Raw genomic sequence first — 22,284 nt, forward strand, 5'->3', positions numbered from 1 at the left:
ATGAGTGGAGATCAACGCCCCCAGCGTCTCGGGATCCTCGCCGGTGCCGCCGGCGTCGCGGCGCTCGGTGTGGTCACCGTCGGCGGGGTGGTCCGCAACCTGACGGGCCGGCCGTCCCGCCGCGCCGACCCGCATGCCGAGGAGGACTTCCGCAGCATCTACTCCGACCACGCGAGCTTCGTGACCGCCGACGACGGGGTCCCGCTCGCCGTTCGCGAGGTGGGCCCGGCCGACGCGCCCGTGACCGTCGTCTTCTCCCATGGCTTCACGATGCGACTGACCAGCTGGCACTTCCAGCGGCGACGTCTCGAGGCGGTGTGGGGCGACCGTGTGCGCCTGGTGTTCTTCGACCACCGGGGGCACGGGAAGTCGGGCGCGGCACCCGCCCACACCGCGACCATCACCCAGCTCGGCGCCGACATCGCCGCGGTGATCCGCGCCGTGGTCCCCGACGGACCGGTCGTCCTCGTCGGGCACTCGATGGGCGCGATGGCCATCATGGGACTCGCCACCCGGCGCCCGGAGCTGTTCTCCGACAGGATCATCGGTGTCGGTCTCATCGCCACCGCCGCGAAGGGCATCACCGAGGCCGGCCTCGGGCAGGGTCTGCAGAACCCCCTGGTCGACGCGTTCCGCTACTCGGTACGGACCGCGCCGCGCGCGGTGCAGGCCGGGCGCGGGGTGACCCGCGTGATCATGTCGCCCATGTTCACCGCGGCGGCGTTCGGGTCGACGTTCCACTCGCCGGCGACGAGCGCATTCGTCTCGTCGATGATCCAGAGCACCCCGATCGACACCGTCGTCAACTTCCTCCGCTCGCTCGAGAGCCACGACGAGACCGACGCGCTCCCGGTCCTGGGTCGTGTGCCCACGATGGTCGCCTGCGGATACGAGGACAAGCTCACCCCGCTGCCGAACTCGGTGGACCTGCACGCCTCGCTGCCCGGCAGCGAACTCGTCGGCGTCCCCGACTGCGGACACCTCGTGCTGCTCGAACAGCCCGACGTCATCACCGACGCGATCGAGCGACTCGTCCAACGCAGCGTGGCGCGATGACCATCGACGAGACCCGGACCGCGGCGACGGTGCTCGACACCGAGCGCCTCGGGGCCGAGTTGGCCGGCGGGTTGGCCGCCGGTGACCTGGTGATCCTCGACGGGCCGTTGGGCGCCGGCAAGACCGCGCTGACCCGGGGCATCGGTGCCGGGCTCGGCGTGCAGGGCCGCATCACCTCCCCGACGTTCGTGATCGCCCGTGTGCACCCGCCCGGGACACCCGACGGCGTCGGGCTCGTGCACGTCGACGCCTACCGGCTGGGCACCACCGGTTCCGACGTCCGCGCCGATCTCGACGCCCTCGACCTCGACACCGAACTCGACACGGCCGTGGTCGTCGTCGAGTGGGGCGCCGGTGTGGCCGAACGACTCACCGATCGTCATCTGCTCGTGCGCCTGCACCGGGCGCCGGAGTCCGATGAGCGTTCGATCACCTGGGGTTGGCGCGCGTCGACCGACCTCGCCTAGGCTCGACGATCGTGCTGGTCCTGGCCATCGACACCTCGACACCCACGGTGACCACCGGGGTCGCCGAGGTGACGACGCGGCAGGGCGTGGAGGTGCGCGCCGAGCGGACCCTGTCCACACCGCGTGGCCACGCCGAGGTCCTCACCACGCTGATCCTCGAATGCCTCGCCGAGGCCGGGGCGGCACGGTCGGATCTCGATGCGGTGGTCGTCGGATGCGGGCCGGGACCGTTCACCGGCCTGCGCGTGGGGATGGCGACAGCAGCCGCCTTCGCCGACGCGCTCGCCATCCCGCTGCACGGGGTGTGCTCGCTGGACGCGATCGCATCCGACGCCCGCACGGGACGGGTGCTCGTCGTGACCGACGCACGGCGCCGGGAGGTCTACTGGGCGCTCTACGGCGACCGGCGCCGCATCGCGGGCCCGGCCGTCGACACCCCGACCGGCCTCATCGACCGACTGCGTGGCGAGGAGGGGGTGGACGTCATCGTCGGATCCCCGGAGCACACCCGAATGTTCGGTGAGCAGGTCGACGATGCGATCACCTCACCGACCACCGCGGGCCTCGCGAGCGTGGCCCGCCCTGCGATGGAGTCCGGTGCCGACCCCGAACCCGTCGTCCCGCTGTACCTGCGGCGCCCCGATGCCGTCGCCACCGCGGATCGCGGCCGATGATCGGGCCGCTGGCACCCGCCGACGCCGCACGCTGCGCCGAGTTGGAGCGGGCGATCTTCCCCGACGAGTCACCGTGGCCGGTCGAAGCGTTCACCGCCGAGATCGCCTCACCGCACAACCGCTACTTCGCCGCTCGCGACATAGACGGGGAGACGCTCATCGGATACGCGGGGATCTCGCTGCTGGGGAGGGTCGGGACGTTCGAGTGTGAGATCCACACCATCGCCGTCGACCCTGCCCACCGCGGAGCCGGCCACGGGCGCGCGTTGATGGCGGTCATGCTCGAGGTCGCGGACTCGCATGCGGCGCAGGTGTTCCTGGAGGTCCGCACCGACAACGACGTCGCCATCGACATGTATCGGCGCCACGGTTTCGAACGGATGGGCCTGCGCAAGCGCTACTACCAACCCAGTGGCGCCGACGCGTACACGATGCGGCGGCCCGCGGTCACCCGCGCCGACACCGGGTCCCGACAGGAGGGCGGCGACCGGTGATCGTCATGGGCATCGAGAGTTCGTGCGACGAGACCGGTGTCGGCATCGTGCGATGGAACGACGACGCAACGACGACACTGCTCGCCGACGAGGTGGCCTCCAGCGTCGACGAACACGCGCGCTTCGGCGGTGTGGTCCCCGAGATCGCCTCGCGCGCCCACCTCGAGGCGATCGTCCCGACCATGACCCGTGCCCGTGAGGCCGCCGGTGTCGACCGCCCGGACGCGATCGCGGTGACGATCGGTCCGGGTCTGGCGGGCGCACTCCTGGTCGGTGTCGCCGCGGCGAAAGCCTATGCCGCGGCGTGGGACATCCCGCTCTACGCGGTGAACCACCTCGGCGGGCACGTGGCCGTCGACACCCTCGAACACGGTCCGATGCCGCAGTGTGTGGCGCTGTTGGTGTCGGGTGGACACACCCACCTGTTGAGGGTCGACGATCTCGGTGCGCCGATCGTCGAGTTGGGCACCACCGTCGACGACGCGGCGGGTGAGGCCTTCGACAAGGTGGCCCGCCTGCTCGGTCTCGGGTATCCCGGCGGTCCCGCGCTCGATGCCGCAGCGGCACAGGGGGATCCGACCGCGATCCGGTTCCCGCGCGGTATGACCGGTCCGCGCGACGCCCGGTACGACTTCTCGTTCAGCGGGGTCAAGACCGCGGTCGCCCGCTTCGTGGAGAAGTGCGAACGTGCCGGAGACCCGGTGCCGCTGGCCGATGTCGCCGCGTCGTTCCAGGAGTCGGTGGCCGATGTGCTCAGCCTCAAGGCCATGCGTGCGTGTGAGGACGCGGGTGTCGACACACTCGTCCTCGGCGGCGGGGCCACCGCGAACTCTCGCATCCGGTCGTTGACCGCGCAGCGATGCGCGGACGCGGGTGTGACACTGCGGATCCCGCGGCCGCGACTGTGCACCGACAACGGGGTGATGATCGCGACATTGGGTGCGCACGTGATCGCCGGTGGCGCGCCGGCCTCGCCGTTGACGGTGGCCACCGACCCGGGGATGTCGGTTCAGATCAGCGCGTACTGACCTGCGCGCCGGCGTCGACCGGTGCGGCGGCGGCCGCGAAATCGTTAACGCCGCACAATGATTCGGTGTCGGCGTCGACGGTGGCGGCACGCAGGATCGCGCGTTGCACGGGTCGCGCCCGCTCGTAGAGATCTCGTCCGGCCGCGGTCAGCGCGGTGAACACCGAACGACGGTCGTTCTCACACATGGTCCGCTGCGCGAGGCCGTTCTTCTCCAGCCCCGCGACCAGGCGTGACAACGCGCTCTGGCTGAGGTGTACCTGACCGGCGAGCTCGCTCATCCGCAGTGAACAGTCCGGTTGTGCGGCAAGCAGTTCGAGCACCTCGAACTCACTGCCGCTGATCTGGTGACTCGCCTCGAGGGTGCGGTCGATCTCGCAGTGCAGACGGTGATAGCGGACGGTCAGCCGATGCCACGCCGCGGCGAGGGCGTCCTCGTCACACGAGGCGCCCGCGGAGGGTGTGTGCACGTCGTCGGACATGGCGTGATGCTACCAGATGTCGTCGCATTATTTGCAGTCAGATTATTTGTAGACACATTCAATGCAATTGCATATGGTTCTCCGCATGACACGTCACTCATCGGTCACAGCCACCGACGACCCGGCCGACGTCGGGTCACGAGCAGAGGGGAGAGCGCAGGCAGGAGAGGTGCACCAGGAGAGCGGTGCGCACGCGGAGGTGACATCGGCGCGGGGGTGGGCGACGGCGACGTGGGTTCTGCTCGTCGTCCTCGCCGGCGCACTGTTCCTCGACGGTCTCGACATCTCCATGGTGGGCGTGGCGCTGCCGTCCATGGGTGCCGACCTCGGCATGGACCAGTCGCACCTGCAGTGGATCGTCAGCGGATACGTGCTGGGCTACGGTGGATTCCTGCTGCTGGGAGGACGGGCGAGCGACCTCTTCGGTCGCCGCCGGGTCTTCCTGGCCGCCTTGGCGGTGTTCGGGGTCGCGTCGATCGTGAGCGCAGTGGTGCAGATCGACGCAGCGATCATCGCGCTGCGTTTCGTGAAGGGTGTGGCCGCGGCGTTCACCGTCCCGGCGGGGCTGTCGATCATCACGACGACGTTCGCCGAGGGCCCGGCCCGCAACCGGGCGCTGAGCATCTACACCGTGTGTGGTGCCAGCGGCTTCTCGTTGGGACTCGTGTTCGGCGGATTGCTCACCGAGGTGTCGTGGCAGGCGACCCTGCTGTTCCCCGGGCCTGTCGCCGCACTGCTGTTCCTCGCCGGCGTGAAGGTGATCCCCCGTACCGCACGCCCGGCGATCACCTGGTCACACCTCGACGTCGGTGGGGCCCTCACGAGCACCGGCGCTCTGCTCGTGCTCGTCTACGCCGTGGTCGCCGCACCCGAGGCGGGGTGGACCGCGCCCTCGACGATCGGCCTCTTCGTCGCCGCGGCGGCGTTCGGCGTCGCGTTCGTGCTGATCGAGGCGCGCCACCGCAACCCGCTCCTGAGGCTGGGCATCCTGCGTTCGCTGACCCTGGTGCACGCCAACGTGTCGGCGGCGGTGATGTTCGGCAGTTACGTGGCCTTCCAGTTCCTCGTCACCCTCTACCTCCAGGACACGTTGGGGTGGTCGCCGATCGCGATGGCGCTCGGATTCCTGCCCGCCGGTCTGCTGGTGGTGGCCAGCGCGCTGCGGATGGACCGCGTGCTCGACCGGGTCGGCACGCCGATCCTCATCGCGGTCGGGCTCACCGCGTTCGTCGGCGGTTACCTGCTGTTCCTGCGCGCGGAGCCGGGGATGGGATACCTCGACTTCCTGCTGCCCACCATCGTCCTGCTGGGCATCGGGTTCGCGCTGTGCTTCCCCTCGGTCAACGCCCAGGCGACCACCGGGGTGTCCGACGACGAGCAGGGTCTGGCGTCGGGACTGGTGAACACCAGCATCCAGGTCGGCGGTGCGGTGATGCTCGCGGTCGTCACGGCCATCGTGACCAGCGCCCAGGCCGGTGGCGCGACGGGCTCCGGGCTCCCCGCGGGGATGTCGTCGGCGATCATCCTGATCTCGGTGTTGTCGGTGCTCGGTGTCGTCGGGAGCCTCGTCGTGATCGCTCTGCGGCGACGCCGGGCGCCGACCGGGCCGCTGGCACTCCCGGGTACTTGAGTGCTGGCACTCGCATGTATAGAGTGCCAGGTGGCACCGAGTGAGGTCCCGGCTCCCGCGACGACGGAACCGAGCAAGGCGCCGTAATCATCTGACATCAGCAATCGGGTACGGACCTCCGAGTCCGGCCCAGTACCCCGAAAGTGGAGGGCTCACATCGTGGCGAGCGTGAACATCAAGCCCCTCGAGGACAAGATCCTCGTCCAGGCCAACGAGGCCGAGACGACGACCGCCTCCGGTCTGGTCATCCCCGACACGGCCAAGGAGAAGCCCCAGGAGGGCACCGTCATCGCCGTGGGCGAGGGACGCGTGACCGAGCAGGGCAACCGGGTGCCGGTCGACGTCAAAGAGGGCGACACCGTCATCTACAGCAAGTACGGCGGCACCGAGATCAAGTACTCCGGCGAGGAGTACCTGATCCTCTCGGCACGCGACGTGCTGGCGGTCATCTCCAAGTAGTCGTCACCCAACCGGCCCCGCCGCCGTCATACGGCAGCGGTCCGGTGACGTCCCCGCCCCGGGCGCTCCCTCACGGGGGCGACCGGGGCGGGCTCGTCTGTTCGTCGTCCCCCGAACTCCTCAACTCCGGGTGACCCCGGCACCCTCACCACCCACCACCTCTCAGGAGTGCAGCCACACATGGCAAAAGACATCGAATTCAGCGACGCGGCGCGTCGTTCCCTCGAACGCGGCGTCGACAAGCTCGCCGACACGGTCAAGGTGACGTTGGGGCCCCGCGGTCGCCACGTCGTGCTCGCCAAGGCCTTCGGCGGACCCACCGTCACCAACGACGGTGTGACCATCGCCCGCGAGATCGACCTCTCCGATCCGTTCGAGGACCTCGGCGCGCAGCTGGTGAAGTCGGTCGCGACGAAGACCAACGACGTCGCCGGTGACGGCACCACCACGGCCACCGTGCTCGCCCAGGCCATCATCAAGTCCGGTCTGCGCAACGTGGCCGCGGGCGCCAACCCCATCGCGCTCGGCTCGGGCATCTCGAAGGCCGCCGACGCGATCTCCGAGGCGCTGCTCGCCGCGGCCACCCCGGTCGAGGGTGCCGGCGCGATCGCGCAGGTCGCGACGGTCTCCTCGCGTGACCCCGAGATCGGCGAGATGGTCGGCAAGGCCATGACCGAGGTCGGCGTCGACGGCGTCGTCACCGTCGAGGAGAGCTCGGGTCTGAACACCGACCTCGAGGTGACCGAGGGCGTGCAGTTCGACAAGGGCTACCTCTCGCCCTATTTCGTCACCGACGTCGACAGCCAGGAGGCCGTCCTCGAGGATGCCCGCGTGCTGCTGTACCGCGACAAGATCACCTCGCTCCCCGAGTTCCTCCCGCTGCTGGAGAAGGTCGCCGAGGCCGGCAAGCCGCTGCTGATCATTGCCGAGGACATCGAGGGCGAACCGCTCTCGACGCTCGTCGTGAACTCGATCCGCAAGACCATCCATGCCGTCGCGGTGAAGGCGCCGTTCTTCGGTGACCGGCGCAAGGCGTTCCTCGAGGACCTCGCGATCGTCACCGACGGCACCGTGATCAGCTCCGACATCGGGCTGTCGCTCGCCGAAGCCGGTCTGGATCTGCTCGGCACGGTGCGCCGCGTGGTGGTCACCAAGGACTCGACCACCATCGTCGACGGAGCCGGTACCGCCGAGGCCATCACCAACCGGTCCGAGCAGCTGCGCCGCGAGATCGAGGCCAGTGACTCCGACTGGGACCGTGAGAAGCTCGCCGAGCGCCTGGCCAAGCTCTCCGGTGGTGTCGCGGTGATCCGTGTCGGCGCGGCCACCGAGACCGCGCTCAAGGAGCGCAAGCACCGCGTGGAGGACGCGGTCGCCGCGGCGAAGGCCGCGGTCGAGGAGGGCATCATCCCCGGCGGTGGCTCGGCCATCGTCCAGGCCTCGGCGGCCCTCGACGACCTCGAGGCCACCCTGTCGGGTGACGAGGCGCTCGGTGTCGCCGTGGTCCGTACGGCCGTGCGTGCGCCGCTGCACTGGATCGCCACCAACGCCGGTGTCGACGGCTCGGTGGTCACCGCCACCGTCGCGGCCGCGGAGAAGGGACACGGCTTCAACGCCGCGACCCTCACCTACGGCGACCTGCTGGCCGAGGGCATCGTCGACCCGGTCAAGGTGACCCGGTCGGCCATCGTCAACGCCGCATCGGTGGCGCGCATGGTGCTCACCACCGAGAGCGCGATCATCGAGAAGCAGGCCGGTGCCGATGAGCACGCCGGCCACGGTCACGGACACAGCCACTGACCCGGCGGACGTGATCGACCGGTAGACGGTACGACGAAGGGCACCCGGGAGAACCCGGGTGCCCTTCGTCGTGTGTGTCGTGGGTGGGGACGATCAGCCCGCCATGCGACGACCCACGCCGCGCTTCATGAGGATGCCGCGCTCGCTCTCCGACAGACCGCCCCAGATCCCGTAGGGCTCGGCGACGGCGAGTGCGTGCTCACGGCACTGCGCGATGACCGGGCACTGGTGGCACAGTTCCTTCGCCCGACGTTCGCGGTGTGCCCGTGCCCGGCCGCGCTCACCGTCGGGATGGAAGAACATCGACGAGTCGACTCCGCGGCACAGGCCTTTCATCTGCCAGTCCCAGATGTCTGCGTTCGGTCCGGGAAGGTGGTTTGGCTGAGGCAATGTGGAGCTCCTTGTACGTGCCGATTTCGGCGTGAACTGGTTGGGTGAAGCAGTTCTCCGGAGTCGAGTACGACGTTGTCCCCGCCCGACTCGCTCAACGTAGGCGACGGTCGGAAAACCAGTCAACAAGCCTGCACGGCTGAGCAAAACCCTGGTGGGACACCGGATGTTAAGGAGATGTTGCGGCGCTGCCCGGTCTGATTCGAGGCCACATCGGGCGTCGCGACGAGCCTGGAACAGGTGTGAACGGCCACGCCACAGGGCACTTCGAGCCGCGCCGGTCGACGGTGTCGGCGGGTGCCGGGATGTCCGAGGGTGCCCGATCGGGTCCGGGTGGTTAACGTCGTCGACATCCACGAGTGACCTCGGGGTGACACCCGGGCCCGAATCGCTCGGTCACGGCCAGGTTAACTTTTCGCTAAATCGGGGTTCGGATGCCCGGGAGGGGGCTCGCAGCTGTGATCGAGATCGCTTTCGGAGCCCGTCTCGACGTCGACATCGACGCCGCACTCGGAGCCGACGCCGTCGTGACCGGCCACGACAGATGGCTCAGGGCGGTCGCGCTGGGCGCGTGCGGTCACTACGCACGCGCCCTAACAGAACTGCAGCGGTTGCGCGCAGCGACGCCGCCGGGGCCGCACTTGTCGGCGCTGCTCTCGTTGGGCGCCTCGACGCAGGCGTCGCATCTGCGCCAGTGTGGCCGCCACGCGGACGCTCGTCGCCTCGACGGTGACGCCGTGGCGCTCGCCCTCGCGGCGCCACCGGGACCCGTGGCGACCTCGGCGACCGTCGACGCCCTCGTGGGGTTGGCCGCCGATCATCTCGGGCTCGCCGCCTTCGACGTCGCGGAGCGACTCCTCGATCGCGCGGCGGAGCGACTCCTCGATCGTGGCGAGCAGCGACTCCCGGGAGACGCGGGGGAGGGCGCGCGACTGTGGGGGTGGGTGCACGGAGACCGGCTCGGGCTGCGCGCCGCGTGGGTGCGGACCGAGTTGTGTCTGTATCGCGGTGATCCGGAGGGTGCCCGGCGAGCCGCCGACACCGCGCTCGCCGCGGCGCGGGGGTGCCCCTCGGAGCGGCACGTGGTGAAGACCGACGTCATCGAGGCGGCGACGCGCGCGATGTGCTCCGACATCGACGGGGCGGTGGCGCTGGCCACCGCCTGCGTGGAGCGCGCCGAGCGTCTGGGGCTCGATCCGCTGCGCTGGGCGTCGGCGGCGCTGCTGGTGGGCCTGTCGCCGCACCTGGACCAGCGCACTTCGCGCTGGGCGGAGGATCAGGAGGACAGCGCCCGTCGGGTGGTGAACGCGCGCGGCGGGCAGCTGGGGTCGACCCGATAGGTGCGGATGTGTCCGGTGGGATGACAGGACACCGGTGGTGACGGGAAACTGCTCGCTAAGCTGACTACCGATCTGGTGCTCGATGCGTCAGCTCTTCTCGGCGTCCGCCCGGTCTGCCCGATCTTCCCGCCCGACTTTTCCGCCCACCCGAACTCCGACGCATGTAACGCAGGGACCTCACTCGACGATGATTCTCACAGGTGATGAGTTGGATCGAGCTGTTGCCGCCGCAGGGCGGGGCAGTCGGTCTGCTCTCTCCGATGTTCTCGAGAGTGTTCGACCCCTCGTCGTGCGGTATTGCCGGGCGAGGGTGGGGGCAGGCGAACGGCACACGCTGTCCGCCGACGATGTGGCGCAGGAGGTCTGTATGGCCGTGATGACCGCGCTGCCCAGGTATACCGACCAGGGGCGGCCGTTCATGGCCTTCGTGTACGGCATCGCCGCACACAAGGTGGCCGACGCGCATCGTGGTGCCGCGCGGATCAAGTCCGATCCGTTCGAGACCATCCCCGAGACGATGGATGTCGACGACGGGCCCGAACAGGCGGCTCTGAACGCCGATGCGAGCAGGCGGATGGATCGCCTGTTGAGCCGGTTGCCGGAGAAGCAGCGCGAGATCCTCGTGTTGCGCCTGGTGGTGGGACTGTCGGCCGAGGAGACCGCGGATGCGGTCGGGAGTACGCCCGGTGCGGTGCGTGTTGCACAGCATCGAGCCCTGAACAAGTTGAAGAACGAGATGACGAGAGCAGGTGAGGGACGATGAACGACGACGATCGCACGTCGCCCTTCGGTCACGGTTCGTCCCGCCGTGACGGCTCTGGTCGGTGGGAAACCGTGAACACGAATGGCAGGAACGCACAGGACGGCGGCGACGGGGTGACGGTCGACATGGAGGCCGTCCGCGCCGACGATCGACTACTCGACGCGCTGGCTCGCGATCAGATGCCGGGCGACTTCGGCGCCGACGCGGCCGATCAGCAGCTCGCCTCGCTGCTGTCGGGCTGGCGGCACGAGATCGATGCCGCACCCATGCCCTCGCGACCGTCGGTCGACGAGATCGAGGCGGAGATCGCCCGTGGTGCCCGGATGGACTCGCGGAAGACGGCCATGCGCCGCATGCGTGTCGTCGCCGGCGCGGCCTCGGTCGCACTGGTGGCGTTCGGCGCGGTCACCGTCCTGGCCCAGAACTCCAACCCGGGCGATCCGCTCTGGGGTGTGAAGCAGGCGATGTTCGGCTCCGAGGCGAGTGCGACCGTGGCCTCGGCCGATGCACAGTCGAACCTCGAGCAGGCCGAGCAGGCGCTGTCGTCCGGCGACAAGCGTCGTGCCGCGGAGCTGCTGGTGGAGGCGCAGAAGAAGGTCGGCGACATGTCCGGCGACGACTCGCGGCAGCGGATGCAGGACTGGACCCAGCGCCTGGCCGAGCAGGTCGGCCCGATCCCCGACAACCCCTTGACGTCGATCACGAACCTGCCGTCGGTCTCGGGGATCCCGCCGATCCAGTTGCCGACCGACATCCTCTCGTCTATCCCGACGTTGCCGACGTCGATCCCCGATCCGCGGACGCTGCTGCGTCTGCCGATGCCCCCGACCACGACGCCGCAGACCCCGCCGAGCACCACGCAGGCGCCGGTCACGACGACGACGGTCCCGGCACTGCCGAAGACACCGGCGTCGAGCGCGACGAATGGTTCGACCGGGAACTGAGTCCCGCGACCGTTCTCGGTCACGCCCGAAGGCGGGTCAGTCGTCGTCGGTGTGCATGACCGCGTCGGCGTATCCGCGGCAGTAGTCCCACGTCACGTACGCCTCGGGCGACGGATCGACGGCGGGTTCGTGCGGGCGGACGGTGCCCTCCACGAGGAGCTGCAGCAGGTTCGCGCGCAGCATGTCCCAGTCGTGGTAGTGGTCGAGCTGACAGTCGTCGCAGACGACGACGAGACCTCGGACGCCGCGGCGGGCCAGCAGGGCCTCGTACACGGCGAGATCGGCGAGATCTTCCTCGACCGCGAGGCGTTCCTCGGGGTCGAGCGGTTGCGCCGGTTCCACCGAATCCAGGGCGGCGCAGGGGTCGCTCGGATCGTCGGCGAAGGGATCCGGGGGCAGGCCCGGCGGGAGGTGGTCGCGCACACGGCCACCGTAGTCAGCGACACGTGTCGGGCGCCACCTCAGTACTCTCCGAGATCGCAATTGTCGCCACGGTCCGCATGTGCCGCCGAGCCGATCCTGGTCACGGGGGCCGGCCCGAGGCTTATACGATGGGGTGACACGTCGGCACCCCACGGCAGCGTCGTCCCACGGAGCGGACGTCGTGCGAGCGCCATCCGCGCGCGGCGAGAGTTCGGCGCGGACGGGCGAGCCGGAATCCGACGAACCATCGAGAGGTTGATCTGACGATGACCCCACCCACCGACCACCAGGCCTCCCTCGACACCACGCCCAGCACCCCCGCCGTGCGTACCGGCGGCGACGACCCCGGCAAGGTCGCGATGATGGGCCTCACCTTCGACGACGTGCTGCTGTTGCCGGCCGCGTCCGACGTGATCCCCAGCGAGGTCGACACGTCCTCGCAGGTGACCCGCGAGATCCGACTGAAGGTGCCGCTCGTCAGCTCGGCGATGGACACCGTCACGGAGTCACGCATGGCCATCGCCATGGCGCGGGCCGGCGGCATGGGCGTGCTGCACCGCAACCTGTCCATCGACGACCAGGCGGGTCAGGTCGAGACGGTGAAGCGGTCCGAGGCCGGGATGGTCACCGACCCGGTCACCTGCAGCCCGACGAACACCCTCGCCGAGGTCGACGCGATGTGTGCGCGGTTCCGGATCTCCGGGTTGCCGGTCACCGACGACGACGACAACCTGCTGGGCATCATCACCAACCGCGACATGCGGTTCGAGGTCGACCAGAGTCGGCCGGTCTCGGAGGTGATGACGAAGGCTCCGCTGATCACCGCCCAGGAGGGCGTGTCGGCCGAGGCCGCGTTGGGTCTGCTGCGACGCAACAAGCTCGAGAAGCTGCCCATCGTGGACGGCAACGGCAAGCTCACCGGTCTCATCACGGTGAAGGATTTCGTGAAGACCGAGCAGCACCCCGACGCCACGAAGGACTCCGACGGACGCCTGCTCGTCGGCGCCGCCATCGGTACCGGCGATCAGCAGTGGGCCCGCGCCATGGCGCTCACCGACGCCGGGGCCGACGTGATCATCGTCGACACCGCGCACGCCCACAATCGACTCGTCCTCGACATGGTGGCCAAGCTCAAGGCCGAGGTCGGCAACCGCGTGCAGATCGTCGGCGGCAACGTCGCGACCCGCGAGGCCGCCCAGGCGCTCGTCGACGCGGGCGCCGACGCGGTCAAGGTCGGCGTGGGGCCCGGCTCCATCTGCACCACCCGCGTCGTCGCCGGTGTGGGTGCGCCGCAGATCACCGCGGTGATGGAGGCGGTGGCGGTGTGCAAGCGCGCCGGTGTCCCGGTGATCGCCGACGGTGGCCTGCAGTTCTCCGGCGACATCGCCAAGGCGCTGGCCGCCGGGGCGTCGACGGTCATGCTCGGCTCGCTGCTGGCGGGCACCGCCGAGGCGCCCGGCGAACTGATCCTGGTCAACGGCAAGCAGTTCAAGAGCTACCGCGGCATGGGTTCGCTCGGGGCGATGCAGGGCCGAGGTGAGAAGAAGTCGTTCTCCAAGGACCGCTACTTCCAGGACGACGTGCTGGCCGAGGAGAAGCTGGTGCCCGAGGGCATCGAGGGTCGGGTGCCGTTCCGCGGTCCGCTCACCCAGGTCATCCACCAGCTGCGCGGCGGGCTGCGCGCGGCGATGGGCTACACCGGCTCGGCGACCATCGAGCATCTGCAGGAGGCCCGCTTCGTGCAGATCACCGCGGCCGGGCTCAAAGAGAGCCACCCGCACGACATCACCATGACGGTCGAGGCACCGAACTACTATTCGCGCTGATCGCCTCGATGACGGGGTGTCGCCGGTACTCGGCGACACCGGTGTGGGCGCGGCTTACAACGGAAAGGTGCACCGGTGCGTGACCTGGTGGACATCGGCATGGGCAGAACGGCCCGGCAGACCTTCGAACTCGACGACATCAACATCGTCCCGTCGCGGCGGACGCGCTCGTCGAGCGAGGTGTCGACGGCGTGGCAGCTCGACGCCTACCGTTTCGACACCCCGATCCTGACCCATCCGACCGATGCGCTGGTGTCGCCGGAGTCGGCGATCGAACTCGGTCGACTCGGGGCGCTCGGCGTCCTCAACGGTGAGGGTCTGTGGGCCCGCCACCGCGACGTGGAGGCGAAGATCGCCGAGGTGATCGCCATCGCGGCTGACGAGGTCGATCCGTCGGCCGCCATCCGTCGCCTGCAGGAACTGCACGCCGCCCCGCTCGACACCGGGTTGCTGGGGGAGAACGTCGCCCGTGTGCGCGAGGCCGGTGTCACCACCGCGGTGCGCGTCAGTCCGCAGCGCGCGCAGGAGATCACGCCGACGCTCGTCGCGGCAGGGGTCGACCTGCTGGTCATCCACGGCACGATCATCTCCGCCGAGCACGTGTCGCACGACGGTCGCGAACCGCTCAACCTGAAGACGTTCATCAGTGAACTCGACATCCCCGTGGTCGCCGGTGGCGTCCACGACCACCGTACCGCGCTGCACCTGATGCGGACGGGCGCGGCCGGCGTGATCGTCGGATACGGCTCGGCCGAGGGTTCGACCACCACCGGTGAGGTGTTGGGTATCGGCGTGCCGATGGCCACGGCGATCGCCGATGCCGCCGCCGCACGTCGCGAGTACCTCGACGAGACCGGTGGTCGCTATGTCCATGTGATCGCCGACGGTGACATCCACACCTCGGGGCATCTCGCCAAGGCGATCGCGTGCGGCGCCGACGCCGCCATGCTGGGCACCCCGCTCGCCGCCGCCGCGGAGGCACCCGGTCAGGGCTGGTTCTGGACCGCGGCGGCCGCGCACCCGTCGCTCCCGCGCGGCGCCCTGCTGCAGGTGGCCCTCGGCGACGAGCGTCCCGGCCTCGACGAGGTGCTGCACGGTCCGTCGTCGGAGCCGTTCGGCCAGCTCAACGTCGTCGGTGGTCTGCGCCGGTCGATGGCCAAGGCGGGCTACTCCGATCTCAAGGAGTTCCAGAAGGTCGGTCTCACCGCGCATTCGTGACGCGGGTGCGGGCGGATCGAACCAACCGCAGTATCTGACAACGAGTGTTGTACGATAGGACGTGCGTCACAGCGGCCAGTCCGTTTCCGGTGACGCGTCAACACGACCTGTCGCGAGGTGACGCAATGCCCACACCCGGTTCGCACGACTACGACGTCCTGATCATCGGATCGGGGTTCGGCGGCAGTGTGAGCGCGTTGCGCCTCGTCGAGAAGGGGTATCGCGTCGGCGTGGTCGAGGCCGGGCGTCGATTCGAGGACACCGACCACGCCAAGACCAGTTGGCGCCTCAACAAGTTCGTGTGGGCGCCCAAGCTCGGTCTCTTCGGCATCCAGCGCATCCACTTGCTGCGTGACGTGATGGTGCTCGCCGGCGCCGGTGTCGGCGGCGGGTCGCTGAACTACGCCAACACCCTCTACAAGCCGCCGACGCCGTTCTTCACCGATCCGCAGTGGGGCCACATCACCGACTGGGACGACGAACTCGGGTCCCACTACGACCAGGCCCGTCGCATGCTCGGCGTGGTCACCAACCCCACGTTCACCAACTCCGACCGGGTCATGAAGGACCTGGCCGAGGAGATGGGTGTGAGCGAGACCTTCGGTCCCACCCCCGTCGGAGTGTTCTTCGGCGAGAAGACCGGCGGCGCAGGCACACCCGGCGAGACCGTCCCCGACCCCTACTTCGGTGGCGCCGGCCCGGCCCGTACCGCCTGCACCGAGTGCGGGTCGTGCATGACCGGGTGCCGCGTCGGCGCGAAGAACACCCTGCTGAAGAACTACCTAGGCCTGGCCGAGCGCAACGGCGCCGAGATCCTCGACCGCACCACCGTCACCGGGCTGCACCCGCACGCCGACGGCTCGTGGTCGGTCGACACCGAGCGCACCGGCACCTGGACCCGCCTCGGTGCACATCGGCGCACCCTGACCGCCGGTCAGGTGATCGTGGCCGCCGGCACCTACAACACCCAGAAGCTGCTGCACCTGGCCAAGGACGACGGCTCGCTGCCGCAGCTGTCCGACGCGCTGGGCGACCTCACCCGCACCAACTCCGAATCGATCCTCGGTGCCATGCGCAGCAAGGTCGATCCGAGCGACGACTTCTCCGAGGGTGTCGCGATCACCTCGTCGATCCACCCGGCGTCCGACACCCACATCGAGCCGTGTCGGTACGGCAAGGGATCGAACGCGATGGGGCTGTTGCAGACGATGCTCACCGACGGTGAGCCCGGCCGGAACCGTTTCCTCAAGTTCCTCGACGAGGTACGCAAGAACCCGTTCGCGCTGCTGCAGCTGATCAACGTCCGGAACTGGTCGCAGCGCACCGTCATCCTGCTGGTGATGCAGAACAAGAACAACTCGCTGACGACGTTCGTCCAGCGGTTCGGGCCGTTCCGCTTCGTCAACAGTCGCCAGGGCCACGGCGAGCCCAACCCGACGTGGATCCCCAAGGGCAACGAGGCGGCGCAGCGCGTCGCGGCGAAACTCGGGGGACTGGCCGGGGGTACCTGGGGTGACGTGTTCAACATGCCGATGACCGCGCATTACCTCGGCGGATGCGTGATCTCGGATTCGCCGTCGACCGGTGTCATCGACCCCTACCACCGCGTGTGGAACTACCCGACGCTGCACATCACCGACGGTGCGTCGATCAGCGCCAATCTGGGCGTGAACCCGTCGCTGTCGATCACCGCGCAGGCCGAACGCGCGATGTCGTTCTGGCCCAACAAGAACGAGGCCGACACCCGTCCGTCGCAGGCGCAGCCCTACCGCCGTCTCGAGGCCGTCGCCCCGCAGGCGCCGGTGGTGCCCGCCAGTGCCCCGGGCGCGCTGCGGCTGCCCATCGTGGCCATCACCTCCGGCGGCGCGACACCGCGATCCGACGAGGCGTTGCTGCCCACCGCGCAGGTCAGCCGCGACGGGGTCAGCGCCTAGACTGAGCGGCGTGACCGCACCCGAACACTCGAGCCCGGCCGCTTCGTCGCCCGTCGAATCGGCCGCCCCCCGCCCCGTTCTCGTAGTCGACTTCGGCGCGCAGTACGCGCAGCTCATCGCACGACGGGTCCGCGAGGCGCGTGTCTACTCCGAGGTGATCGCGCACTCGGCGTCGATCGAGGAGATCAAGGCCAAAAACCCGGTGGCGCTGGTCCTCTCGGGCGGCCCCGCCTCGGTGTACGCCGACGACGCGCCCGGTCTCGACCCCGCGGTCCTCGACCTCGACATCCCCGTGTTCGGGATCTGCTACGGCTATCAGGCCATGGCCAACGAACTCGGCGGCGTGGTGGCCAACACCGGCGGCCGTGAGTTCGGCCGCACCACCCTGTCGCTGTCGGGTGAGTCGGTGTTGCACGCCGGGTTGCCCGAGACCCAGCCGGTGTGGATGAGCCACAACGACGCGGTGCAGGAGCCCCCGGCCGGCTTCACCGTCACCGCCTCGACGCCCGGTGCGCCGGTCGCGGCGTTCGAGAACCTCGAACGACGGATGGCCGGTGTGCAGTACCACCCCGAGGTCATGCACACCCCGCACGGCCAGCAGGTGCTCACCCGCTTCCTCTACGAGGTCGCCGGTCTCGAGCCCAGCTGGACCGCGGCCAACATCGCCGACGCCCTCGTCGAGCAGGTGCGTAGCCAGGTCGGCGAGACCGGTCTCGCGCTGTGCGGCCTGTCCGGCGGTGTCGACTCCGCGGTGGCCGCGGCGCTGGTGCAGAAGGCCATCGGGGATCGGCTCACGTGCGTGTTCGTCGACCACGGACTGCTGCGCGCCGGCGAACGCGAACAGGTGCAGAAGGACTTCGTCGCCGCGACCGGTGCCCGCCTCGTCACCGTCGACGCCGAAGAGACGTTCCTGCGCGAACTCGCCGGCCAGAGCGATCCCGAGACCAAGCGCAAGATCATCGGTCGCCAGTTCATCCGGTCGTTCGAGGGTGCCGTGGCCGAAGTCGTGGGCGACGCCGAGGGAACCGTGGACTTCCTGGTGCAGGGGACGCTGTATCCCGACGTCGTCGAGTCCGGTGGCGGCAGCGGTACCGCGAACATCAAGAGCCACCACAACGTCGGCGGACTGCCCGAGGACCTCGAGTTCTCTCTGGTCGAACCGCTGCGTCTGCTGTTCAAGGACGAGGTGCGCGCGGTCGGCCGTGAACTGGGCCTGCCCGAGGAGATCGTTGCGCGCCAACCGTTCCCGGGTCCCGGGCTGGCGATCCGGATCGTCGGTGAGGTCACCGCCGAACGCCTCGACATCCTGCGTGCCGCCGATCTCATCGCGCGCGAGGAGCTCACCGCGGCCGGGCTCGACGACACCATCTGGCAATGCCCCGTGGTGCTGCTCGCCGACGTCCGCAGCGTCGGTGTGCAGGGCGACGGACGTACCTACGGACACCCGATCGTGCTGCGTCCGGTGTCGAGTGAGGACGCCATGACCGCCGACTGGACCCGTGTGCCCTACGAGACCCTCGAACTCATCTCCACCCGCATCACCAACGAGGTCGCCGAGGTCAACCGCGTCGTCCTCGACGTCACCAGCAAGCCCCCGGGCACCATCGAGTGGGAGTAGCGCCCCGCTCGGGTACGTGACCAGCGCAGGTGGGCATGTGTTCACCGCAGGTGGGCACGTGCCGATCGTGTGGCCGCGTCAGTGCTTCCGTCCGTTGACCCCGCCGACGATGATCAGCACCGCCCCGAGGACCACGGCCACCCCGACCCCGGCCCATCCGAGCACGGCGATGTCGGTGAACTCGGGCGATCCGACGAGTCCCCAGACGGCGATCGCGAGACCGACGACCCCGACGAGCGCCTGAGCGGGCCGCAGGCTCCGGTCGTCATCCACGATCCACCGTGACCTGTCCGAGGACGTTCGAGACGTCCAGTCGCAGAATCGGACCCGAGGTGCCGTCGTCACCGCCGTCGATGCCGGTCGGGCACTTCGCCTCACCCACGATCACGCGACACCGCGTATCGAGGTTCATGCCCTTCGGGGCGATGATCCGGGTCTCGCCGACGCCGCCGCGGACCCGCACCGACCGATCGGCGGTGAGCGTCACCGACCGGAGGTCGAGCGTTGCCTGACCGACCGAGTGGTCGTACTGCGCAGCGATGTCGCTCTCGGCCAACGGTCTCCACTCACGCTGTCCCACTCCACCTCCCGGCAGGAGATCGCCGCTCGACAGCAGCGAACCGCCGACCACGCCGACCGCGAGGATCACCGCGACCCCGACGAGGCCCGAGCCGCGTCGCGACACCACCCCGGCGAGCAGGCCGGCACACACCACGGCGAGCGCCAGGGCCATGATCCGCACCGGGGTGAGGGCGGAGACGCCGGCGAACGCCGCGGTCGTCGCTGCCGCAGCGATCAGCAGGGCGACACCCAGCGTGATCGGGGTGAGAGCCGAGCGGGGCCGACGTGGTGCGGGCGGATGGATCGGGGCGGGATCGGAGGGTTCGGGCAGATCCCACGCGAAAGGTGCGGCCCCCAGGGGATCCCAGGCGGGCGGGGTCCGCCGCATCTCTGCCGTCGGATCGGCCTCGGAACCAGCGTCCGCGGGTGCCGACCCACCCTTCGTGAGGTCGACGGGGCCGGCGGCCGCGGAATCGGCGGCCGCGGAATCGGTCCAGGCGCGCGGCGTCCAGCGGGTGAAGGTCTCGGTCGCCGCCAGTGTCGTGGCGCCGACGGTGTCGGCCGAGGTGCCGGGCAGGGGATCGGGGTGTCGCTGATGGAGCAGCCACCACGCGATGAGCATCAGCACGGCACCGAGCAGGCCGCCCGATCCCCAGGCCACGTTGGGGCCGAACGAGGTGGCGGCGACGACCACGATCGCGAGCACCACGACCGGCGGTGACAGGTGCGGTCCGCGCCCGTCGTGGCCGTGGCGCAGGTGCCCGCGGCGACCACGTGCGGCGCGGTACCGATCGCGGTGTTCGCGTCGCGACCGCCCGTCGGTGACACCGTCGGACGGGAAGGTGACCCACGCGGCGATGTAGAGGAAGACCCCGCTGCCGCCGAACAGGGTGGCGACGACGAAGGCGACCTTCACCAGCGTCGGATCGACGCGGTAGCGCCGCGCGACACCGCCGCACACGCCGGCGACGGTGCGATCGCCGCCGGTGCGGACGGGCCGTGTGTCCCACATCCGGCGCAGCGTCGCGGAACTGATCGCACTCGGATCGAGGGTGCCCGTGTTCCGGTTCGGATTCTCCGTGTTCATGTCGACCATCCTGGTTCGCCATACCGGTCACACACCATCGGTGTTCACCCTGAATCGGCCCCCGATTCGTCGCCACCGCTCAGGGTCGTCCCTGATGTGGCATGCGTGCCGGACGTGTCACCATGTAGGCGTGGACGGGCAGCCAGGGCAGCGCGCGCACGACACCGTGCAGCCGGCGGGTGCGCCCGGCCGTGTGCTGCGTCGTGGCGGGGGCCGGATCATCGGCGGTGTCGCCGGCGGTGTCGCCGACCACCTCGGTGTCGACGTGGTGGTCGTGCGGATCGTGTTCGTCGTGCTCAGCGCCCTGGCAGGGGCCGGGGTGTGCGCCTACGGACTGCTGTGGTTCTTCTGCCCACCGGGCACCGACACGCGGCCACCCTCGCGCGGTGAACGGGCTCAGGGATACGGCCTCGCGCTCGTCGGTCTGGCCGCCCTGGTGGTCGTGGGGTTCGCGGCCTCGGGGACGCCCGCGGAGTACCTGGTGCCGCTGGTGGTGGTCGCGGTCGGCGCGAGCCTGGTGTGGCGCGAATTCGACACCGGCCACGGCGGTACGCGCAACCGGGTGATGACGTGGACCCGCGTCGCCGGCGGCGGCGTGCTGGTGATCGGTGGACTCGCGGTCGCGGTGCTCGCCACCAACCGGTCGTTCGGCGGATTGGGCACCACCCTGTTGGCCGTGGGCGCGACCCTGCTCGGTGTGGTGTTGCTGACCGTGCCGCTGTGGGTGCGGTTGCTGCGGACCGTCGATGCCGAACGCGCCGCCCGGATCCGCGCCGCCGAACGCGACGAGATCGCCACGCACCTCCACGATTCGGTGCTGCAGACCCTCGCGTTGATCCAGAAACAGGCCGATCGACCCGAGGAGGTCGCGCGACTCGCGCGCGGGCAGGAGCGCGAACTGCGGCGGTGGCTGTTCGGCGAGACCGAACGCGCCGGCACCTCGTTGGCCGCCGCGGTGAAGCTGATGGCCGGCGACGTCGAGGACGCCTACGGCATCGAGGTCGACGTGGTGACCGTCGGCGACCTCACCTGGACGCACGGATCGCCCCGAGCCGACGGCGGCGACATCAAGCGGTGGGCGGCGCTCGTGGCGGCGACCCGGGAGGCGTTGATCAACGCGGCCAAGCACTCCGGCGAGCACAAGGTGGACGTGTTCGCCGAGGTCTCCGCCGACGCGGTCGAGGCCTTTGTACGCGACCGCGGGCGCGGCTTCGATCCCGACGAGGTCCCCGCCGACCGCCAGGGACTGACGAAGTCGATCCGCGGACGCATCGAGCGCCACGGTGGCACGGTGGTCATCAAGTCCGCGGTCGGTAGGGGAACCGAAGTCGTGATGTCGATGCCGCGCGATCACGACGCATCCGAGGCGGCGACCGACGGCGTGCACACCGTGTCCGCCGAGAGCGGGGAGAACCGATGACCGATGCCACGACGACGTGCCGGGTGTTCCTGGTCGACGACCACGCCGTGTTCCGATCCGGTGTGCGTGCCGAACTCGCGTCGGCGAGTGGTATCAGCATCGTGGGGGAGGCGGGGACGGTGGCCGACGCCGTGGCCGGGATCGTCGAGGCCACACCGGATGTCGTGCTGCTCGACGTCCACATGCCCGACGGCGGAGGGGTGGCCGTCGTCCGCGGCGTCGCCGATTCGCGAATCGCACAACCGCCGGTGTTCCTGGCGCTCAGCGTGTCCGACGCCGCCGAGGACGTCATCGCCACCATCCGCGCCGGCGCACGCGGTTACGTCACCAAGACCATCGCCGGCACCGAGCTCGCCGACGCCGTGCGCCGTGTCGCCGATGGTGACGCGGTGTTCAGCCCCCGCCTGGCGGGGTTCGTGCTCGATTCCTTCACCGGCCGTTCGCCCATGCCCGAACCACACCTCGATCCCGAGTTGGACTCCCTCACCCCGCGGGAACTCGAGGTGCTGCGCCTGCTCGCCCGCGGATACACCTATCGCGAGATCGCCGATGACCTGTTCATCTCGGTCAAGACGGTGGAGACCCATGCCTCGAATGTATTGCGCAAGACCCAACAGTCGAATCGCAACGCGCTGACCCGATGGGCGGCGAACCGCCACATCCGTTGACAC

At 69.7% G+C, this 22,284-nt stretch carries 22 protein-coding genes; 17 read left to right on the forward strand and 5 right to left on the reverse strand.

What is annotated here, in order from left to right:
* Genes ACLBW1_RS06575 through tsaD form a run of 5 tightly spaced genes read left to right on the forward strand, consistent with a single transcriptional unit; the run spans window position 1 to window position 3,719 of the window.
* Window positions 1-1,056 carry an alpha/beta fold hydrolase gene (locus ACLBW1_RS06575; protein ID WP_447810824.1) on the forward strand — a complete coding sequence of 352 codons (1,056 nt, stop codon included), beginning with the start codon at window positions 1-3 and terminating at the stop codon, window positions 1,054-1,056.
* A complete protein-coding gene (gene tsaE, locus ACLBW1_RS06580; protein WP_447810826.1) occupies window positions 1,053-1,523 on the forward strand; it encodes a tRNA (adenosine(37)-N6)-threonylcarbamoyltransferase complex ATPase subunit type 1 TsaE in 471 nt (156 codons plus the stop codon). The genes ACLBW1_RS06575 and tsaE overlap by 4 nt, the downstream gene beginning before the upstream one ends.
* A gap of 11 nt (window positions 1,524-1,534) precedes the next feature.
* Complete coding sequence (gene tsaB / locus ACLBW1_RS06585) at window positions 1,535-2,197, forward strand: tRNA (adenosine(37)-N6)-threonylcarbamoyltransferase complex dimerization subunit type 1 TsaB (RefSeq protein ID WP_447810828.1); 663 nt, start codon at window positions 1,535-1,537, stop codon at window positions 2,195-2,197.
* Window positions 2,194-2,691: a ribosomal protein S18-alanine N-acetyltransferase gene (gene rimI / locus ACLBW1_RS06590; RefSeq protein WP_447810829.1), complete on the forward strand. Its 498-nt coding sequence runs from the start codon at window positions 2,194-2,196 to the stop codon at window positions 2,689-2,691. The genes tsaB and rimI overlap by 4 nt, the downstream gene beginning before the upstream one ends.
* A complete protein-coding gene (gene tsaD / locus ACLBW1_RS06595) occupies window positions 2,688-3,719 on the forward strand; it encodes a tRNA (adenosine(37)-N6)-threonylcarbamoyltransferase complex transferase subunit TsaD (RefSeq protein ID WP_447810831.1) in 1,032 nt (343 codons plus the stop codon). Before rimI ends, tsaD begins: the two co-directional genes overlap by 4 nt.
* Here the strand turns inward: tsaD and ACLBW1_RS06600 are convergent.
* On the reverse strand, window positions 3,706-4,200 hold the full coding sequence (locus tag ACLBW1_RS06600; protein ID WP_447810832.1) for a MarR family winged helix-turn-helix transcriptional regulator: 495 nt from the start codon (window positions 4,198-4,200) through the stop codon (window positions 3,706-3,708). The genes tsaD and ACLBW1_RS06600 overlap by 14 nt on opposite strands.
* Window positions 4,201-4,261: 61 nt before the next feature.
* Here ACLBW1_RS06600 and ACLBW1_RS06605 point away from each other — a divergent pair, with 61 nt between their 5' ends.
* From ACLBW1_RS06605 to groL, 3 genes are all read left to right on the forward strand, one after another.
* Complete coding sequence (locus ACLBW1_RS06605; protein ID WP_447810834.1) at window positions 4,262-5,830, forward strand: MFS transporter; 1,569 nt, start codon at window positions 4,262-4,264, stop codon at window positions 5,828-5,830.
* A 159-nt stretch (window positions 5,831-5,989) separates the two neighbouring features.
* The gene (gene groES / locus ACLBW1_RS06610) at window positions 5,990-6,289 is read left to right on the forward strand and encodes a co-chaperone GroES (RefSeq protein ID WP_045822080.1); all 300 of its coding nucleotides are present in this window, start codon (window positions 5,990-5,992) and stop codon (window positions 6,287-6,289) included.
* Between the two features lie 180 nt (window positions 6,290-6,469).
* A complete protein-coding gene (gene groL, locus ACLBW1_RS06615) occupies window positions 6,470-8,089 on the forward strand; it encodes a chaperonin GroEL (RefSeq protein WP_447810836.1) in 1,620 nt (539 codons plus the stop codon).
* 93 nt (window positions 8,090-8,182) lie between these two features.
* Here the strand turns inward: groL and ACLBW1_RS06620 are convergent, their stop codons facing one another.
* A complete protein-coding gene (locus ACLBW1_RS06620; RefSeq protein ID WP_434215840.1) occupies window positions 8,183-8,479 on the reverse strand; it encodes a WhiB family transcriptional regulator in 297 nt (98 codons plus the stop codon).
* Window positions 8,480-8,937: 458 nt separating this feature from the next.
* Here ACLBW1_RS06620 and ACLBW1_RS06625 point away from each other — a divergent pair, with 458 nt between their 5' ends.
* From ACLBW1_RS06625 to ACLBW1_RS06635, 3 genes are all read left to right on the forward strand, one after another.
* The gene (locus tag ACLBW1_RS06625; protein WP_447810838.1) at window positions 8,938-9,819 is read left to right on the forward strand and encodes a hypothetical protein; all 882 of its coding nucleotides are present in this window, start codon (window positions 8,938-8,940) and stop codon (window positions 9,817-9,819) included.
* 187 nt (window positions 9,820-10,006) lie between these two features.
* Complete coding sequence (locus ACLBW1_RS06630; protein WP_045822082.1) at window positions 10,007-10,582, forward strand: sigma-70 family RNA polymerase sigma factor; 576 nt, start codon at window positions 10,007-10,009, stop codon at window positions 10,580-10,582.
* A 71-nt stretch (window positions 10,583-10,653) separates the two neighbouring features.
* Window positions 10,654-11,526 carry an anti-sigma-D factor RsdA gene (locus ACLBW1_RS06635; protein ID WP_447810839.1) on the forward strand — a complete coding sequence of 291 codons (873 nt, stop codon included), beginning with the start codon at window positions 10,654-10,656 and terminating at the stop codon, window positions 11,524-11,526.
* Between the two features lie 36 nt (window positions 11,527-11,562).
* Here the strand turns inward: ACLBW1_RS06635 and ACLBW1_RS06640 are convergent, their stop codons facing one another.
* Window positions 11,563-11,949, reverse strand: a complete 387-nt coding sequence (locus ACLBW1_RS06640; RefSeq protein WP_447810840.1) for a DUF5319 domain-containing protein — start codon at window positions 11,947-11,949, stop codon at window positions 11,563-11,565.
* 266 nt (window positions 11,950-12,215) lie between these two features.
* Between ACLBW1_RS06640 and guaB the strand changes: the two genes are divergently transcribed.
* The 4 genes from guaB to guaA all read left to right on the forward strand — a co-directional run bounded on the left by guaB (window position 12,216) and on the right by guaA (window position 18,545).
* Window positions 12,216-13,775: an IMP dehydrogenase gene (gene guaB, locus ACLBW1_RS06645; RefSeq protein WP_447810841.1), complete on the forward strand. Its 1,560-nt coding sequence runs from the start codon at window positions 12,216-12,218 to the stop codon at window positions 13,773-13,775.
* A 75-nt stretch (window positions 13,776-13,850) separates the two neighbouring features.
* Window positions 13,851-14,993 carry a GuaB3 family IMP dehydrogenase-related protein gene (locus ACLBW1_RS06650; protein ID WP_447810843.1) on the forward strand — a complete coding sequence of 381 codons (1,143 nt, stop codon included), beginning with the start codon at window positions 13,851-13,853 and terminating at the stop codon, window positions 14,991-14,993.
* Between the two features lie 125 nt (window positions 14,994-15,118).
* The gene (locus ACLBW1_RS06655; RefSeq protein ID WP_447810845.1) at window positions 15,119-16,927 is read left to right on the forward strand and encodes a GMC family oxidoreductase N-terminal domain-containing protein; all 1,809 of its coding nucleotides are present in this window, start codon (window positions 15,119-15,121) and stop codon (window positions 16,925-16,927) included.
* Between the two features lie 10 nt (window positions 16,928-16,937).
* Window positions 16,938-18,545: a glutamine-hydrolyzing GMP synthase gene (gene guaA / locus ACLBW1_RS06660; protein WP_447810846.1), complete on the forward strand. Its 1,608-nt coding sequence runs from the start codon at window positions 16,938-16,940 to the stop codon at window positions 18,543-18,545.
* 78 nt (window positions 18,546-18,623) lie between these two features.
* Here guaA and ACLBW1_RS06665 read toward each other — a convergent pair whose 3' ends face one another.
* Both ACLBW1_RS06665 and ACLBW1_RS06670 read right to left on the reverse strand, forming a co-directional pair.
* Window positions 18,624-18,818, reverse strand: a complete 195-nt coding sequence (locus ACLBW1_RS06665; RefSeq protein ID WP_447810848.1) for a hypothetical protein — start codon at window positions 18,816-18,818, stop codon at window positions 18,624-18,626.
* Entirely contained in the window at window positions 18,811-20,193 is a 1,383-nt protein-coding gene (locus ACLBW1_RS06670; RefSeq protein ID WP_447810849.1) for a PspC domain-containing protein, read from the reverse strand. The genes ACLBW1_RS06665 and ACLBW1_RS06670 overlap by 8 nt, the downstream gene beginning before the upstream one ends.
* 166 nt (window positions 20,194-20,359) lie before the next feature.
* On the opposite strand from ACLBW1_RS06670, the gene ACLBW1_RS06675 reads away from it, so the two are divergent.
* Both ACLBW1_RS06675 and ACLBW1_RS06680 read left to right on the forward strand, forming a co-directional pair.
* Window positions 20,360-21,613 (forward strand): sensor histidine kinase, encoded by a 1,254-nt coding sequence (locus tag ACLBW1_RS06675; RefSeq protein WP_447811171.1) that lies wholly within the window; start codon window positions 20,360-20,362, stop codon window positions 21,611-21,613.
* Window positions 21,610-22,281 carry a response regulator gene (locus tag ACLBW1_RS06680; protein WP_447810850.1) on the forward strand — a complete coding sequence of 224 codons (672 nt, stop codon included), beginning with the start codon at window positions 21,610-21,612 and terminating at the stop codon, window positions 22,279-22,281. Before ACLBW1_RS06675 ends, ACLBW1_RS06680 begins: the two co-directional genes overlap by 4 nt.
* Window positions 22,282-22,284: the final 3 nt, after the last annotated feature.

The sequence above is a fragment of the Williamsia sp. M5A3_1d genome (genome assembly GCF_053345315.1).